The sequence below is a fragment of the Mesorhizobium sp. WSM4840 genome, from assembly GCF_055811755.1.
On the sequence record NZ_JBVVQD010000030.1, the window covers coordinates 1 to 14,885 of the forward strand.

Here is a 14,885-nt window from a genome sequence, read left to right on the forward strand (position 1 = left end):
TCTCCATAGCCATCGGCCGTGGCCCGCGGGTTCCTTCCTCGGGGACTTTCGTACGCCTGCCGGCGCCCGAAACTCTTCACGGAACCGGAATGGCTGCTTTGCGGGACACACTGGCAGAAGCGGACGTGCTGGAGAGTTGAAGGGGTTCGCCGGAGACGCCGCGCAATTAACCAGTCCGTGCTTTTAATCAGCGGGAGACCCTGATTGTCACAAGCATTATCAGGCCTGAGCCCGCGGCTGGATGTTCTGGTTCATCCGAAAGAGATTATCCGGATCGTATCTGGCTTTGATTTGTTGCAGGCGTGCATAGTTCGAGCCATATGCGGCGGCAACGGATCCGCCCATCTCGTCGTCACCAAGATAGTTGACGTAGCGGCCGGGCGCGAAGAATGGCTGCATCCTTTGGTAGGTTGTCCGCGCCCACGCGATGCACCGGTCCGTCGCATCGGGGTCTGTCCATTGCGCGAGCGCGAGAAAGTTGTAGCCCTCCTTGCGATGCACAAACGCCGTCTCGTCGGAGGGAATCCGCGTAGCCGCCCCGTGGACGTGCTCAAGCAGAAGCTGGCTCATTGTCGTTGGACATTCCGCAAAGCACTTAATAATCGTGGATATTGCGGCATCACTCAGTTCAATCAGGAAGTTCGACTTCCAGTAATTGAGCGCGCCCTTGGGGAAGCTCGCGTCGAGCATGCTGTTAACGTCCGAATAGGGCATCGGCCCGACGCCATCGAGGATCGGAGACCCGAACTGCTTGAGCGAGCGCATCGCTTCCTCGCCCTCGGCCAACGGGCCGCAATGGCAGGCGACGAGCGCCGCCACTGGTGTCCCGGACCCGTCGGGAGCATGGGTCAGGGCTGCGAAAATCGTGTGCTCGTCCGGCAACGCCGCGGTCGTCTCGCGGTAGAACGTCAGCAGCTCACGTGCTTGCTCGATTGCGTGGACGACGGGGCCTGCCGTGACGCTCGGGCCGACCGGGTGCAGCTGGAACTCGAACTCGGTTACGACGCCGAAGTTGCCGCCACCACCACGAATGGCCCAGAAGAGGTCTGGCTTCTCATCACTACTGGCCCGCAAGAGACTTCCCTCGCCGTCGACGAGTTCGGCCGAGAGGAGATTATCAAGCGTCAAGCCGAACTTGCCCATGAGCCAGCCGAGCCCGCCGCCGAGGGTCAAGCCGGCGATCCCGGTAGTGGACACGACACCGCCCGTGACTGCGAGACTATGGCGCTGCGTCTCGCGATTGACCTCGCCCCAGGTCACACCAGCTTGTGCTCGCACCGTGCGGCGCTCGGTGTCGACCTGGATTTTTTTCATCGGGCTCAGGTCAATCATGATCCCGCCGTCGATCGTCGCACGTCCGGCCACGTTGTGCCCGCCCCCACGAACCGCGACTTCCAGGCCGAGATCGCGCCTGAGCTTGATCGCCTCAACGACATCCGGAGTATTGTGGCAGCGGGCGATGAGTGCGGGACGCTTGTCGATCAGGCCGTTGTGGACGCGCCTCGCCTCGTCATAACCAGCGTCCGACGGACGCAGGAGCTCACCAGGGAACGCAACAGTGGCCTCGGGCCTGGCATCATTGACGGTTCGAACCGGGTTCATAGGCTGCCTCCGAAGAACGTCCGAGTGTCGCTCCGACCGCGCTTCGATTGCAAACGCGAAAATTTGAGCCTTAGATGAGTTCTGACTCATCTACGTTGGTCCGCCGATGTACAAGCTTCCACCTCTTGCCGAGCTACGCGCTTTCGAAGCCGCGGCGCGGCATCTCAGTTTCAAGCGTGCCGCGGCCGAACTGGGCGTCACGCCGACGGCGGTAAGCCATCACATCCGCTTGCTCGAGCGCCATTGCGGGCGAGCGTTGTTTCGCCGCCGCCCCCGACCGTTGACATTGACGGCGGCCGGAGCTCGCCTCTTTCCCGTGATCCGCGACGGGCTGCAATCGTTTTCAGCAACGATTTCGAGCATCAAAAGCGAGCGCGAAACCACACCTCTTCGCATCACGACGACGAACGCTTTCGCGAGCCGCTGGCTCGTGCCGCGGCTTCCGCTCTGGCGGGAAGCTCAACCCGGTACTCCCCTGGATGTAATCGGGACTGACAGCGTCCTGAGTCTGGAGTGTGGCGACGCAGACCTAGCGATCCGGTACTGCCGCTTGGCGCCCTCGGACGGAATAGCCGACCTGTTGTTCCAGGACACCTTCTGGCCGGTGTGCCGTCCCGAACTGTTCGGCAGTGGGGGCTGCCTGACTGGGGCGGAGCTTAGGAAGCATACGCTAGTTCATTGCTACTGGCCGCCGTCGGACGTTGAAGCGCCGACCTGGAGAAAGTGGCTTGCCGCCGCTCGAAGCAAGTGGCCTGATGTTCCTGAATTCAAGGAGATGGATCATCTGAGCTTTCACGAGGAGCTTCACGCGATAGAGGCGGTTATCGCCGGTCAGGGAATCGGCGTTTTCAGCGATATCCTTGTTGGTCGTGAACTCGCCTCAGGGAGGCTCGTGAAGGCTTTCAGTTTGAGTTTGCCGGGGTACGCGTCCTACTTGGTTCGTAAGCCCGAGCACCCGCGCGAGAAGATCATCTCAGCATTCGGCAAATGGCTGAGCGCGGCCGCTTAGCATGACTTCGTCATGCGATCGCAAGGTCCGCTTTTGGGAAGCCTGGGTCGGCGGAGGCGGCCGACATCGGGCGCAGAGCTGCCATTCAGAATCTGACGTGTGGGCGTCGCCTTCGGGTCATCTGTGCGATTCGTCCTTGGCTGACGAACTTCCGCTCGCGCCAAAACAACGTCGAGCCACGCCTCAACCGGCGGGTGCGTAGCGCAGCAGCGTCACGCCTTGGGTAAGGTTTTCCGTGCCCAGCGGCTTCAACGTCAGCGACAGGCCGGACTGGAAGTACGGCTTGCCGCCGCCCAGCACGACCGGGTGCATGTAGAGCCGGTACTCGTCGATGAGGCAGGATCGTGCGAGATGCGCGGCAAGATCGGCGCCGGCGACGGTTATCTGGCCACCCGCTTCCGACCTGAGAGATTTCACCACGTTCTCGACATCGCCGTTCGCCAGACGGGCATTAGTTCCGACTTCCCGAAGTGTCGTCGAAAACACGATCTTCGGGGTTTCGCGCCAGGCGCGGGCAAAATCCCGCTCGATTTCGCCACCGGTCTCTCGGTCCGGGCTGTCCCAGAAGCGCATCACCTCGTACATCCGGCGTCCACAGAGCGCGATCGAGGTCTGCCTCATCATGTCGTTAAAATGCCGGTGCAGCTCCCCTTCGGGTACCGGCAGGGCAATGTCTCCGTCCGGCCCGGCGATGTAGCCGTCCAAGGACATCAGCATGGCGTAGACGATCCTGGCCATTGGTGCCTCCGTCTGTCCGCGCACAAAGGTGCAAGACCGATTGCATCTCGCAACCAGTCTATCGCAAGATGCGTGGAATGCAAGCATGAGGCATCGTCGTCGCCAATTCAGATTTCATGCCATTGACAAAGATTGCCAAACACTCATTTATCCGGGCGAAGCCCAGGGCAGAGGAAGCGACATGGCAACGATGAACGTAAGCCTTCCAAGCGACATGGTCGAATTCGTGGAGCATGAAGTCTCCCAAGGCGGGTACGGTTCCTCGAGTGAAGTCGTCAGGGAAGCGCTGCGCTTGCTGCGACACGAAAAGGCCCAGCAGGCGGAGAAACTCGCCATCCTCCGGCGCGAAATCAGCATAGGGGTGGAAGCCGCCGACGCAGGACGCTTCTCGAAGAGAAGCGTCAGTGACATTCTCGACGAGGTGATGCTCGAATCGCCCAAGAGATGAGACACGGGCTTACCGAACCCGCCGAACGCGATATCCGGGACATCTTGCGAAATACGATGCAGATGTTCGGTCCGCAGCAGGTCCGGGCCTATGCCCGCATAATCGAACTTGGTATCCAGCTAGTCTCGGAAGCCCCGGATCGACCAGATTCCATCGAGCGCGGCGAACTCGCCGCGGGTGTTCGACTGCTGCACCTGGAGATCGCTGCGAGAAGGCGCGGAGGTGCTGCGCATTGCCTTTATTATATGAGGGGTCGCCTCTCGGACGATACGATCGGCGTCATTGTCGTTCGAGTTCTTCATGAGCGCATGGAGCCACGGCATAGAGTGATCAGAGCACTCAAGAAGAGCCAAGGTAGATAGCCCGGAGATACCCGGCGGTGATGAGTCGTCCAGTGGTCCGGGTTCCTCATTCGAAAGCAGTTGACGTTTCCATCGCCTAAAGTGGTCAGGCCAGGCGCACCAGTTGCCAACAAGCGAGGGTGTCTCCGACGCTTCTTGATCGATGGTGACTGAAATCAGCCGTTAACGGCCTGCTTGTGCTGAACCGGGTGGCTCTTCTTGAGCAGGTCCGACACCAGGAACGCCAGTTCGATCGCCTGGTCGGCGTTGAGGCGCGGGTCGCAATGGGTGTGGTAGCGATCCTGCAGCTCCTCGGCGGTGATGGCGCGAGCGCCACCGGTGCATTCGGTCACGTTCTTGCCGGTCATCTCGATATGGATGCCGCCCGGATGCGTGCCTTCGGCGCGATGCACCTCGAAGAAGGTCTGCACTTCCTTCAGGATGCGATCGAACGGCCGCGTCTTATAGCCGGCAGCCTCGATCGTGTTGCCGTGCATGGGATCCGACGACCACACCACGCTGCGGCCTTCCTTCTTCACTGCGCGGACCAGCTTCGGCAGATGCTCGGCGACCTTGTCGGAGCCGAAGCGCGCGATCAGCGTCAGCCGGCCGGGCTCGTTTTCCGGATTGAGCAGGTCGATGAGCTGCAGCAGGCCGTCCGGCGTCAGCGACGGGCCGCATTTCAGGCCCAGCGGGTTCTTGATGCCACGGCAGTACTCGACATGGGCATGGTCGGGCTGGCGGGTACGATCGCCGATCCAGATCATATGGCCGGAGGTTGCGTACCAGTCGCCTGAGGTCGAATCGACGCGGGTCAGCGCCTCCTCGTAACCGAGCAGCAGCGCCTCGTGGCTGGTGTAGAAATCGGTCTCGCGCAGCGCGTAATTGGTCTCCGAGGTGATGCCGACAGCCTTCATGAAGTCCATCGTCTCGGTGATGCGGTTGGCGAGCGACTCGTATTTCTCGCCCTGCGGGCTGTCCGACACGAAGCCCAGCATCCATTGATGCACGTTCTCCAGGCTGGCATAGCCGCCCTGGGCGAAAGCGCGTAACAAGTTGAGCGTCGCCGCCGACTGGCGGTAGGCCATCTCCTGGCGTGCGGGATCGGGAATGCGCGACTTGGCGTCGAACTCGATGCCGTTGATGATGTCGCCGCGATAGCTGGGCAGCGTCACGCCGCCCTTGGTCTCGTTGTCGGACGAGCGCGGCTTGGCGAACTGGCCGGCGACACGACCGACCTTCACCACCGGCTGCGCGCCGGCGAAGGTCAGCACCACAGACATCTGCAGGAAGACGCGGAAGAAGTCGCGGATGTTATCCGCGCCATGCTCGGCAAAACTCTCGGCGCAATCGCCGCCCTGCAGAAGGAATGCGTCGCCGGCAGCGACGTTCGCAAGCTGCTTCTTCAGCTTGCGTGCCTCACCTGCAAAAACCAGCGGCGGAAAGGTGGTGAGCTGGGCTTCCGTGTTCTTCAGCGCGGCAAGATCCGGATAGGCAGGAACCTGCTGGATCGGCTTTGCTCTCCACGAATTCGGCGACCATTTCGTCATCGTTGCACCCAACGTTCTTTCCAGCGGGTGCCATCGCCCGCCAATTCGCCCCCCAAATGGGGATCGCGGCTCCATACACGAAGCCGATTTCCTATTCTAGACCGGATTTCGACGTGTGGCGAATGACGTGACGCGACGAACAGCGGCGGAATGTTTGCGGCGAAACGCTCAGGCCAACGCCGTGCTAGACCGTTTTCTCCGCCAGCCTTGCCAGCTGCGTCATGACAACTGCGGAACCCGCCAGCCGCTTTTCGGGTGTAGACCAGTCGCGGACGAACACCACGCTGTGGTCCGGCCGTATCTTGGCCAAAGAGCCCTGCTCGCCGATGAACGTAACCAGCCCGACAGGATTGGAAAACTCCCGCTTGCGGAAGTGGATGACGACGCCCTTTGGCCCGGCATCGAGCTTTTCGACGTTGGCCTTGCGGCACAGCGCCTTGATGAAGACGATCTTCAGCAGATGCTTCACTTCCTCCGGCAGCGGTCCGAAGCGGTCGATCAGCTCGGCGCCGAAGGCGTCGATCTCCTCGGTGTTTTCGAGGTCGCCGAGGCGGCGATAGAGCGCCAGCCGCAGCTGCAGGTCCGGAACATAGCTTTCCGGGATCATCACCGCCGTGCCGACGGCGATCTGCGGCGACCAGCCGCCATCCTGCACCTCGCCGGAATCCTTCACCTCGGCAACAGCTTCCTCCAGCATCTGCTGGTAAAGCTCGAAGCCGACCTCCTTGATGTGGCCGGACTGCTCTTCGCCGAGAAGATTGCCGGCGCCTCTGATGTCGAGGTCGTGGCTGGCGAGCTGGAAACCGGCCCCCAGCGTGTCGAGCGACTGCAGAACCTTCAGCCGGCGCTCGGCGGTGTCGGTCAGCTTGCGGTTGGCCGGCAGCGTGAACAGCGCATAGGCACGCACCTTCGAGCGGCCGACGCGGCCGCGCAGCTGGTACAGCTGCGACAGGCCGAACATATCGGCGCGATGCACGATCAGCGTGTTGGCGGTCGGGATATCGAGGCCGGATTCGACAATGGTTGTCGACAGCAGCACGTCGTACTGGCCGTCGTAGAAGGCATTCATGATGTCGTCCAGCTCGCCGGGCGGCATCTGGCCGTGGGCGATAGCCACTTTCAGCTCGGGCACGGATTCACGAAGGAAATCATGAATTTCCGCCAGATCGCTGATGCGCGGCACGACATAGAAGGAATGACCGCCGCGGTAGCGTTCCCTGAGCAGGGTCTCGCGGATGACGAGCGGGTCGAAGGGCGAGATGAAGGTGCGCACCGCCAGGCGGTCGACCGGCGGCGTGGCGATCAGCGACAGTTCGCGCACGCCGGTCAACGCCAGCTGCAGCGTGCGCGGGATCGGCGTCGCCGATAGCGTCAGCACATGCACGTCGCTCTTCAGGTCCTTCAGCCGTTCCTTGTGCTTGACGCCAAAGTGCTGTTCCTCGTCGATGATCAACAGGCCAAGGTTCTTGAACGAGATCGACGAGCCGAGCAGCGCGTGAGTGCCGATGACAATGTCGACCGTGCCTTCGGCGATGCCTTTCTTGGCCTCGGCCAGTTCCTTGGCGCCGACCAGCCGCGAAGCCTGGGCGACGCGGATCGGCAGGCCGGAGAAGCGCTGCGAAAAAGTCTTGAAATGCTGGCGTGACAACAGCGTCGTCGGCACCACCACCGCGACCTGAAAGCCTTCCATCGCCGCGATGAAGGCAGCGCGAAGCGCAACTTCCGTCTTGCCGAAGCCGACATCACCGCAGATCAGCCGGTCCATCGGCTTTCCGGCGCCCAGGTCGCCCATGACCGAATCGATCGCCGTCTGCTGGTCGTCGGTCTCCTCATAGGGAAACCGCGCGGCGAATTCGCCATAGAGACCGTCCGCCGGCACCAGCGAAGGAGCGGCGCGCATTTGCCGCTCGGCGGCGATGCGAATCAACTGCCCGGCCATGTCGAGCAGCCGCCGCTTCAGCCGCGCCTTGCGCGACTGCCAGGCGCCGCCGCCAAGCTTGTCCAATGTCGCTTCGGCCGAATCCGAACCATAGCGCGACAGAAGTTCGATGTTCTCGACCGGCAGGAACAGCCGGTCGTCGCCGGCATAATGGATTTCCAAGCAATCATGCGGCGCGCCGACCGCCTCGATGGTGCGCAGTCCGATAAAGCGGCCAATGCCGTGATCGGTATGGACGACGATGTCGCCGGAGGACATCGCCGAGGCCTCGGCGATGAAGTCCGAAGCGCGCTTCTTGCGCTTCGAACGACGGATCAGCCGGTCGCCCAGGATGTCCTGCTCGGCGATGATGACCAGTTTCTCGGTCTCGAAGCCGGATTCGAGCGGCAGCACGGCAAGTCCCGCCTGCCCCGGTTCGAGCTTTTCCGCCTCGGCCAGTGTGGCGACCGGCCTGAGATTGCCGAGGTGATGCTCGGCCAGGATCTGGCCGAGCCGGTCTAGCGAACCTTCGGTCCAGCCGGCGATGACGACGCGGCGGCGAGCGGCCCGCTCATTGGCAATGTGTTTTACGACGACGTCGAAGACGTTGACATTGGGATCGGCGCGTTCCTCGACGAAGCTGCGGCCATGCCGCGAGCCGGCATGGAAGATTTTCTTGGCGCCGGCGTCGGGCGCGTCGAACGGCGTGAAGTCGATCCCTTCGCGCGGGCCAAGCGAGGCGATGAGGTTTTCGGGCGACAAATAAAGCAGGTCGGGCGGCACCGGCTTGTAGGGGACGGCGTCCTTCAGCGCGCCGTCGGCCTGCTTCCTGCGCGCCTCGTAATGGTCGAGGATCAGCGCATGGCGCTCGGCCAGCGCCTCATGCGCCAGATGGTCGAACACGACAGGCGCGTCCGGCAGATAGTCGAACACCGTCTCCAGCCGCTCGTAGAAGAACGGCAGCCAATGTTCCATGCCGGCGAAACGCCGTCCCTCGCTGACCGCCGCATACAGCCCATCGTCGCGCGAGGGTGCGCCAAAGGCATCGATGTAGCTGCGGCGGAAGCGGCTGATGGTCTCCGGCGTCAGCGCCACTTCGCTCATCGCCTGCAGCGCCATCGACTTGCGCTGGCCGGTGGTGCGCTGCGTGGCGGCGTCGAAGACGCGGATCGATTCCAGCGTGTCGCCGAAGAAATCGAGCCGCAGCGCTTCCGTCCAGCCCGGTGCGAACAGGTCCAGAATGCCGCCGCGCACGGCAAACTCGCCGACCCCGCGCACGGTCGGCACCCTTTCGAACCCGGAAATCTCCAGCCGCGACACCAGTGCATTCATGTCGATCTGGTTGCCGGGTTCGGCGTGAAACATCTGCGCCTCGACGAGGCTTGCCGGCGGGATGCGCTGCAGTAGCGCATTGGCTGTGGTGAGGATGACGGCGCGGTGTGGTTTCTTCGCCAGCGCGATCATCGCTGTGAGTGCATCGAGCCGCCTTGCCGCAGCATCCGCCCCGGGCGAAACGCGGTCGTAGGGCAGACAGTCCCAAGCCGGCAGTTCGAGCACCGGCAGGCCAGGCGCGGCGAATGAAAGCGCCTCGACGATCGAAGGCAGGCGCTGGCCGTCGCGTGCCACGAACAGCACCGGCTTGTCGGGCGCGATCTCGTGTGCCGCCTGCACCAGCGCAAAGGCTTCGTAACCGTCGGCGACACCGTCGACGATGAACTGGCCGGCGCGGCCTTTCGGCAGGCCGATCGAGGGAATGAGGCTCATGGATTACACGTCGTTCAGAATGTCATCGTCTGGCGCGACGCCAGGATTTTTTGCAGGACGGCACAATCGATATTTGCCGGAATCGGGCGTTCGCCGGTGATCACGGGCAGGAATTCGGTGTCGGGAACATCGAGGAGCCTCTCATATTGGTCGAGTTCGTCGCCGGTCAAGGCGCCGATCTCGGCGTCTGCGAAACTGCCGAGAATGAGGTCCATTTCGCGCATGCCGCGATGCCAGGACCGAAACAGAAGCTTGCGGCGGCGGGCGTCGAGCCCCTCGCTTGATCGTCTCGTTCCCGTCATTGACCAGCATCCTTGCCTGAAGCGGCGCATATAGCGTGGATAGAGGGCGGTGTCAGCCTTGCAACGGTGCGGTGGGTGTCTAACATCCCGGTGTGACGTACACTCCTGACAACATCAGCCCAGACACCCCCCTCTGTCCTGCCGGACATCTCCCCCTCAAGGGGGGAGATTTGCTGTCGCGCCTGGTTTCGTCAATCTCCACCGCTGCAAGATGGGCGATGAGGCCAAAGCTGCCAATCTCCCCGCTTGAGAGGGAGATGCCAAGTGATGGCAAAGTGGGCAGGCCGGAGGGGGGTAAGCGCCAACATCGGGTAGTCTCTCACCAATGAGACCTTCCCTCCTCGATCCGCTGTTTGTCCCGATCACCTCGCTTGCCGGCGTCGGGCCGAAGGTCGGCGCACTGATCGAGAAGGTCGTGCCGGCCGATCTCGGCGACCGCGCGGCGCGTGCCGGCGATCTTCTGTTCGTGCTGCCCCACACGGTGATCGACCGCCGCAACCGGCCTGGTATCGCCGGTTCGGCCGAAGGCGCGATCGTCACCCTCGAAGTGCGCATCGACCGCCACCAGCCGCCGCCGCGCGGCAACAGATCGGTGCCGTACCGGGTCTACGCCCATGACGACACCGGCGAGATCGCGCTGACCTTTTTCCATGCGCACGCCGCCTATCTTGAAAAGGCGATGCCCGAGGGCGAGCATGTCGTGGTCTCCGGGCGCATGGAATGGTTCAACGGCCGCCCGACTATGGTTCATCCCGACCACATCGCGTTGGCCAGTGAGGCGGAAAACCTGCCGCTGGTCGAGCCGGTTTATCCGCTCACCGCCGGGCTCTCGGGAAAAGTGCTGCGCCGGGCAATCGGCCAGGCGCTCGCTCGCTTGCCGGTGCTGCCGGAATGGCAGGACGGCGAGTTTCTGCGCCGCCAGACCTTTCCTGCCTTCGGCGACGCGCTCGCCCGCATCCACAATCCCGCCGACCCGCTCGACGTCTCCGTCGACGGCGCGGCCTGGCGGCGTCTCGCCTATGACGAGTTTCTGGCAGGCCAGGTGTCGCTGGCGCTGGTGCGGGCAAAAGTCCGCCGCTTGTCCGGAAGACCATTGGTCGGCGACGGACGCATCGTCGAAAAGCTGCGCGCCGCCCTTCCCTATTCGCTGACCAATTCGCAGGATATGGCGCTTGCCGAAATCAACACCGATCTCGGTGACCCCGAACGCATGCTGCGCCTGCTGCAGGGAGATGTCGGCTCCGGCAAGACGGTTGTCGCGCTGCTCGCCATGGCACGCGCCGCCGAGGCCGGCGGCCAGGCGGCGTTGATGGCGCCGACCGAAATCCTGGCGCGCCAGCATCTTGCGACGATTGCACCTTTGGCGGAACAAGCCGGCCTGCGCATCGCCATCCTCACCGGCCGCGAAAAGGGCCGCGAGCGCACCGAGACGCTGGCCGGTCTGGCCAGTGGCGAGATCGACATCGTCGTCGGCACCCACGCCCTGTTCCAGCAAACAGTGACTTTCCACGACCTTGTCCTCGCCGTCATCGACGAGCAGCACCGTTTTGGCGTCCACCAGCGGCTTGCCATCACCGCCAAGGGCGACGCGCCCGACATGCTGGTGATGACGGCGACGCCGATCCCGCGCACGCTGGTGCTGACCGCCTTCGGCGACATGGATGTGTCGAAGCTGACCGAAAAACCGGCCGGTCGTCAGCCGATACGCACTGTCACCCTGCCGCTCGAACGGCTCGACGAGCTGATCGGCCGCATGCGCGACGCCGTCGCCGACGGCCAGAAGATCTACTGGATCTGTCCGCTGGTCGAGGAATCCGAAGAGATCAAGCTGATGTCGGCGGAGGACCGTTTTGCCTCGCTGTATCAGCTGTTCGGCGACCGGATCGGCCTGGTGCACGGCCGCATGAAGGGCGCCGACAAGGACGAGGCGATGCGCGCCTTCAAGGCCGGCGAGACACGCATCCTGATCGCCACCACGGTCATCGAGGTCGGCGTCGATGTGCCGGATGCGACGATCATGGTCATCGAGCATGCCGAGCGCTTCGGCCTCGCCCAGCTGCACCAGTTGCGCGGCCGGGTCGGGCGCGGCGAAAAACCGTCCTCCTGCGTGCTGCTCTACAAGGATCCGCTCGGCGAGACGGCAACGCGCCGGCTGTCGGTGATGCGCGAGACCGAGGACGGCTTCCGCATCGCCGAGGAGGATCTGAAGCTGCGCGGCGAAGGCGAGCTGCTGGGCACCCGCCAGTCCGGCACGCCGGGCTTCCAGGTGGCGCGCATCGAGGCGCATGCCGACCTGCTCGAAGCCGCCCGCGACGACGCACGGCTCATCCTGTCGCGCGATCCGGAGCTGCAATCCGAACGCGGCGCCGCCCTTCGCATGCTGCTTTATTTGTTCGGCCGCGACGAGGCGGTGCGGCTCTTGCGCGCCGGCTGAGGCCCGGCACCCACCGGCGGATTGGCGATCTGCACGCCGATCGGCTTGCCGTTCAACGTCACCATTTTCGTCTTGACCTCCGGTGCCACCAGCCCGGCCGAGACGATCAGCTTGGCCCCGTCCTCGATCGTCATGTCGAGCAGCACGACATCGGATTTCGGCACATACATCAGGAAGCCGGTGGTCGGGTTGGGCGTGCACGGCATGAACACCGCGATCAGCGGGTTGCCTTCCTGGTCGAGCTTCTGGTTGATCTCGGTTTCCTTCTCGCTGGCGACGAAGACCAGCGACCAGACGCCCTTGCGCGGGTATTCGACCAGCCCGACCTGGCGAAACATGTCTCCCTTGTTCGACAGCACGGTCTCGAAGATCTGCTTCAGCGAGCCGTAGATGCCGCGCACCAGCGGCATGCGGCCGAGCAGGCGCTCACCAAACAGGACGATGGCGCGGCCGACGATATTGGCGGTCAGGAAACCGATCAGGGTGATCAGGATCAAGGCGACGATCAGGCCAAAACCCGGAACCGGCGCCGGCAAATAGCTATCGGGGTTGTAGCGCGCCGGAATATAGGGTTTCACCCAGGAATCGACCCAGCCGATGAAGGACCATGCAATGTAGGCGGTGATCGCCAGCGGCGCGCAGACAACAAAACCTGTCAGGAAATAATTCCGCAGCCGGGTCATGCCTGAGGTCTTGGAAGCATCGGACATGGTTCACCGCAGCACTGATTGCGGCACAACATTAGTGAACCGCAATCGGCTTTGGAACTGCAAAATTTTTAAACCACGGCTATTCCACAGTCACCGATTTCGCCAGGTTGCGCGGCTGGTCGACGTCGGTGCCCATGAACACCGCGGTGAAATAGGCCAGCATCTGGATCGGCAGCGCGTAGATGATCGGCGAGATGATTTCCGGCACGTCCGGCAGCACGATCGTCTCCATCGTCTTCACCGTGGCGTGCGCGGCACCCTTGCTGTCGGTGATCAGGATGATCTTGCCGCCGCGCGCAGCCACTTCCTGCATGTTCGACACGGTCTTTTCAAAGATGCGGTCATGCGGGGCAATAACGATGACCGGCATGTTCTCGTCGATCAGCGCGATAGGCCCGTGCTTCAGTTCGCCGGCGGCATAGCCCTCGGCATGGATATAGGAGATTTCCTTGAGCTTCAGCGCGCCTTCCATGGCCAGCGGGAAATTGGTGTCGCGGCCGAGATAGAGCACGTTCTTGTAGTGCGAGAGGTCGCGCGCAACCTTTTCGATCTGGCCGTCGAGCTTCAGGACCTGGTTGGCGTAGCGGGGCGCTTCCGACAGTTGGCGGACCAGCGTCGTTTCCTGCTCGCGCGAAATCGTTCCGCGCGCCACGCCGGCCCGCACGGCAAGCGAGGCCAGCACCGACAATTGACAGGTGAAGGCCTTGGTCGAGGCGACACCGATCTCCGGCCCGGCCAGCGTCGGCAGGATGACGTCGGACTCGCGCGCCATCGTCGATTCGCGGACATTGACGACCGCGCCGATCTTCATCCCGGCCTGCCGGCAATAGCGCAGCGAGGCCAGAGTGTCGGCGGTCTCGCCCGATTGCGAGATGAAGAAGGCGGCGTCTGTCTTCGACAGCGGCATCTCGCGGTAGCGGAATTCCGAAGCGACATCGATGTCGACCGGCAGCCGCGCATAGCGCTCGAACCAGTATTTGCTGATCAGGCCGGCCAGATAGGCGGTGCCGCAGGCCGAAATCGCCAGCCGATTGATCTCAGCGAAATTGAACGGCAGCTCGAGCGGCTTTGAGACGCCGCCAACAAAATCCACATAATGCGCCAGCGTGTGCGAGATCACCTCGGGCTGTTCATGGATTTCCTTCTCCATGAAATGGCGCCGGTTGCCCTTGTCGACCATGAAGCTGGTGCTGAGCGACTGCTGGCGCTTGCGGTCGACCTTGTTGCCGTCCATGTCGAAGATGCCGACGTCGTTGCGGCGCACCACCGCCCAGTCGCCATCCTCCAGATAGGTGATCGAATTGGTGAAGGGGGCAAGCGCGATGGCGTCGGAGCCCAAAAACATCTCGCCATCGCCATGGCCGACGGCCAGCGGCGGGCCGTTACGCGCGCCGACGATGAGATCCTCGTCGCCCTTGAACATGATGGCCAGCGCAAAGGCACCTTCCAGCCGCTTCAGCGCCTGGTGCGCGGCCTCGACCGGCTGCAGGCCCCTGGCCAGTTCGCGACCCACCAGGTGTGCGACGACCTCAGTGTCGGTCTGCGATGAAAATGTGTAGCCGTCGCGCATCAGCTCGTCGCGCAATTCGGCGAAATTCTCGATGATGCCGTTATGGACGATGGCGACGCCGTCGGAAAAATGCGGATGCGCATTGGTCTCGTTGGGCACACCATGCGTCGCCCAGCGCGTGTGGCCGATGCCGATCATGCCGTCGAGCGGTTCGTCCTTCAGCCGGCGTTCGAGATTGATCAGCTTGCCCTCGGCGCGGCGACGCGCAAGCTTGCCGTGCTCGACGGTGGCGACGCCAGCCGAATCATAGCCGCGATATTCGAGCCTTTTCAGTGCATCGACGATCAGTGGCGCGACCGGCGAGTGACTGACAATTCCGACGATACCGCACATAGACGTTGCCCCCGATTCCGGCATAAAAGCCCGGCGCCATTTAGGGTTGGCCGGGCTGCCGCGAAAATCACATTGCGTTTCGTCCCGTATCAGCCGGAACGATCTTGCACAGATGCACCATGACAGGGCGCTCTTGCAATCCGGTTACAGCAATCGCTCAGTTTCT

General features: G+C 63.0%; 11 protein-coding genes. 4 read left to right on the forward strand and 7 right to left on the reverse strand.

The window, feature by feature from the left end; genetic code table 11:
• Nucleotides 1–219: 219 nt before the first annotated feature.
• Entirely contained in the window at nucleotides 220–1,602 is a 1,383-nt protein-coding gene (locus AC0L3I_RS29190; RefSeq protein ID WP_473529192.1) for an FAD-binding oxidoreductase, read from the reverse strand.
• A 106-nt stretch (nucleotides 1,603–1,708) separates the two neighbouring features.
• Between AC0L3I_RS29190 and AC0L3I_RS29195 the strand changes: the two genes are divergently transcribed.
• Nucleotides 1,709–2,611: a LysR substrate-binding domain-containing protein gene (locus AC0L3I_RS29195; protein ID WP_473529193.1), complete on the forward strand. Its 903-nt coding sequence runs from the start codon at nucleotides 1,709–1,711 to the stop codon at nucleotides 2,609–2,611.
• A 183-nt stretch (nucleotides 2,612–2,794) separates the two neighbouring features.
• On the opposite strand, the gene AC0L3I_RS29200 is transcribed toward AC0L3I_RS29195, so the two are convergent.
• Nucleotides 2,795–3,349: a dihydrofolate reductase family protein gene (locus tag AC0L3I_RS29200; protein WP_473529194.1), complete on the reverse strand. Its 555-nt coding sequence runs from the start codon at nucleotides 3,347–3,349 to the stop codon at nucleotides 2,795–2,797.
• Nucleotides 3,350–3,530: 181 nt separating this feature from the next.
• Here AC0L3I_RS29200 and AC0L3I_RS29205 point away from each other — a divergent pair, with 181 nt between their 5' ends.
• Together AC0L3I_RS29205 and AC0L3I_RS29210 are read left to right on the forward strand one after the other, a co-directional pair.
• Nucleotides 3,531–3,797 carry a type II toxin-antitoxin system ParD family antitoxin gene (locus AC0L3I_RS29205; RefSeq protein WP_473529195.1) on the forward strand — a complete coding sequence of 89 codons (267 nt, stop codon included), beginning with the start codon at nucleotides 3,531–3,533 and terminating at the stop codon, nucleotides 3,795–3,797.
• A complete protein-coding gene (locus AC0L3I_RS29210) occupies nucleotides 3,794–4,159 on the forward strand; it encodes a type II toxin-antitoxin system RelE/ParE family toxin (RefSeq protein WP_473487279.1) in 366 nt (121 codons plus the stop codon). Before AC0L3I_RS29205 ends, AC0L3I_RS29210 begins: the two co-directional genes overlap by 4 nt.
• 155 nt (nucleotides 4,160–4,314) lie before the next feature.
• On the opposite strand, the gene AC0L3I_RS29215 is transcribed toward AC0L3I_RS29210, so the two are convergent.
• From AC0L3I_RS29215 to AC0L3I_RS29225, 3 genes are all read right to left on the reverse strand, one after another.
• Nucleotides 4,315–5,688: a class II 3-deoxy-7-phosphoheptulonate synthase gene (locus AC0L3I_RS29215; RefSeq protein ID WP_473529231.1), complete on the reverse strand. Its 1,374-nt coding sequence runs from the start codon at nucleotides 5,686–5,688 to the stop codon at nucleotides 4,315–4,317.
• A 184-nt stretch (nucleotides 5,689–5,872) separates the two neighbouring features.
• Complete coding sequence (gene mfd / locus AC0L3I_RS29220) at nucleotides 5,873–9,370, reverse strand: transcription-repair coupling factor (protein ID WP_473529196.1); 3,498 nt, start codon at nucleotides 9,368–9,370, stop codon at nucleotides 5,873–5,875.
• 14 nt (nucleotides 9,371–9,384) lie between these two features.
• Nucleotides 9,385–9,672, reverse strand: coding sequence for an FAD assembly factor SdhE (locus tag AC0L3I_RS29225; RefSeq protein WP_123145930.1), 288 nt, complete (start codon nucleotides 9,670–9,672; stop codon nucleotides 9,385–9,387).
• A 325-nt stretch (nucleotides 9,673–9,997) separates the two neighbouring features.
• Here AC0L3I_RS29225 and recG point away from each other — a divergent pair, with 325 nt between their 5' ends.
• Nucleotides 9,998–12,106, forward strand: a complete 2,109-nt coding sequence (gene recG, locus AC0L3I_RS29230; RefSeq protein WP_473529197.1) for an ATP-dependent DNA helicase RecG — start codon at nucleotides 9,998–10,000, stop codon at nucleotides 12,104–12,106.
• On the opposite strand, the gene AC0L3I_RS29235 is transcribed toward recG, so the two are convergent.
• Together AC0L3I_RS29235 and glmS are read right to left on the reverse strand one after the other, a co-directional pair.
• Nucleotides 12,058–12,816, reverse strand: a complete 759-nt coding sequence (locus AC0L3I_RS29235) for a DUF502 domain-containing protein (RefSeq protein WP_473487276.1) — start codon at nucleotides 12,814–12,816, stop codon at nucleotides 12,058–12,060. The two genes, recG and AC0L3I_RS29235, sit on opposite strands and share 49 nt — an antisense overlap.
• A 79-nt stretch (nucleotides 12,817–12,895) precedes the next feature.
• Nucleotides 12,896–14,719: a glutamine--fructose-6-phosphate transaminase (isomerizing) gene (glmS, locus tag AC0L3I_RS29240; RefSeq protein ID WP_473487275.1), complete on the reverse strand. Its 1,824-nt coding sequence runs from the start codon at nucleotides 14,717–14,719 to the stop codon at nucleotides 12,896–12,898.
• Nucleotides 14,720–14,885: the final 166 nt, after the last annotated feature.

Excerpts from the sequence above, each read along its gene's own strand:
- AC0L3I_RS29190 (WP_473529192.1), bottom strand. The coding sequence starts at position 1,602 with ATGAACCCGGTTCGAACCGTCAATGATGCCAGGCCCGAGGCCACTGTT.
- AC0L3I_RS29195 (WP_473529193.1), top strand. The coding sequence starts at position 1,709 with ATGTACAAGCTTCCACCTCTTGCCGAGCTACGCGCTTTCGAAGCCGCG.
- AC0L3I_RS29200 (WP_473529194.1), bottom strand. The coding sequence starts at position 3,349 with ATGGCCAGGATCGTCTACGCCATGCTGATGTCCTTGGACGGCTACATC.
- AC0L3I_RS29205 (WP_473529195.1), top strand. The coding sequence starts at position 3,531 with ATGGCAACGATGAACGTAAGCCTTCCAAGCGACATGGTCGAATTCGTG.
- AC0L3I_RS29210 (WP_473487279.1), top strand. The coding sequence starts at position 3,794 with ATGAGACACGGGCTTACCGAACCCGCCGAACGCGATATCCGGGACATC.
- AC0L3I_RS29215 (WP_473529231.1), bottom strand. The coding sequence starts at position 5,688 with ATGACGAAATGGTCGCCGAATTCGTGGAGAGCAAAGCCGATCCAGCAG.
- mfd (WP_473529196.1), bottom strand. The coding sequence starts at position 9,370 with ATGAGCCTCATTCCCTCGATCGGCCTGCCGAAAGGCCGCGCCGGCCAG.
- AC0L3I_RS29225 (WP_123145930.1), bottom strand. The coding sequence starts at position 9,672 with ATGACGGGAACGAGACGATCAAGCGAGGGGCTCGACGCCCGCCGCCGC.
- recG (WP_473529197.1), top strand. The coding sequence starts at position 9,998 with ATGAGACCTTCCCTCCTCGATCCGCTGTTTGTCCCGATCACCTCGCTT.
- AC0L3I_RS29235 (WP_473487276.1), bottom strand. The coding sequence starts at position 12,816 with ATGTCCGATGCTTCCAAGACCTCAGGCATGACCCGGCTGCGGAATTAT.
- glmS (WP_473487275.1), bottom strand. The coding sequence starts at position 14,719 with ATGTGCGGTATCGTCGGAATTGTCAGTCACTCGCCGGTCGCGCCACTG.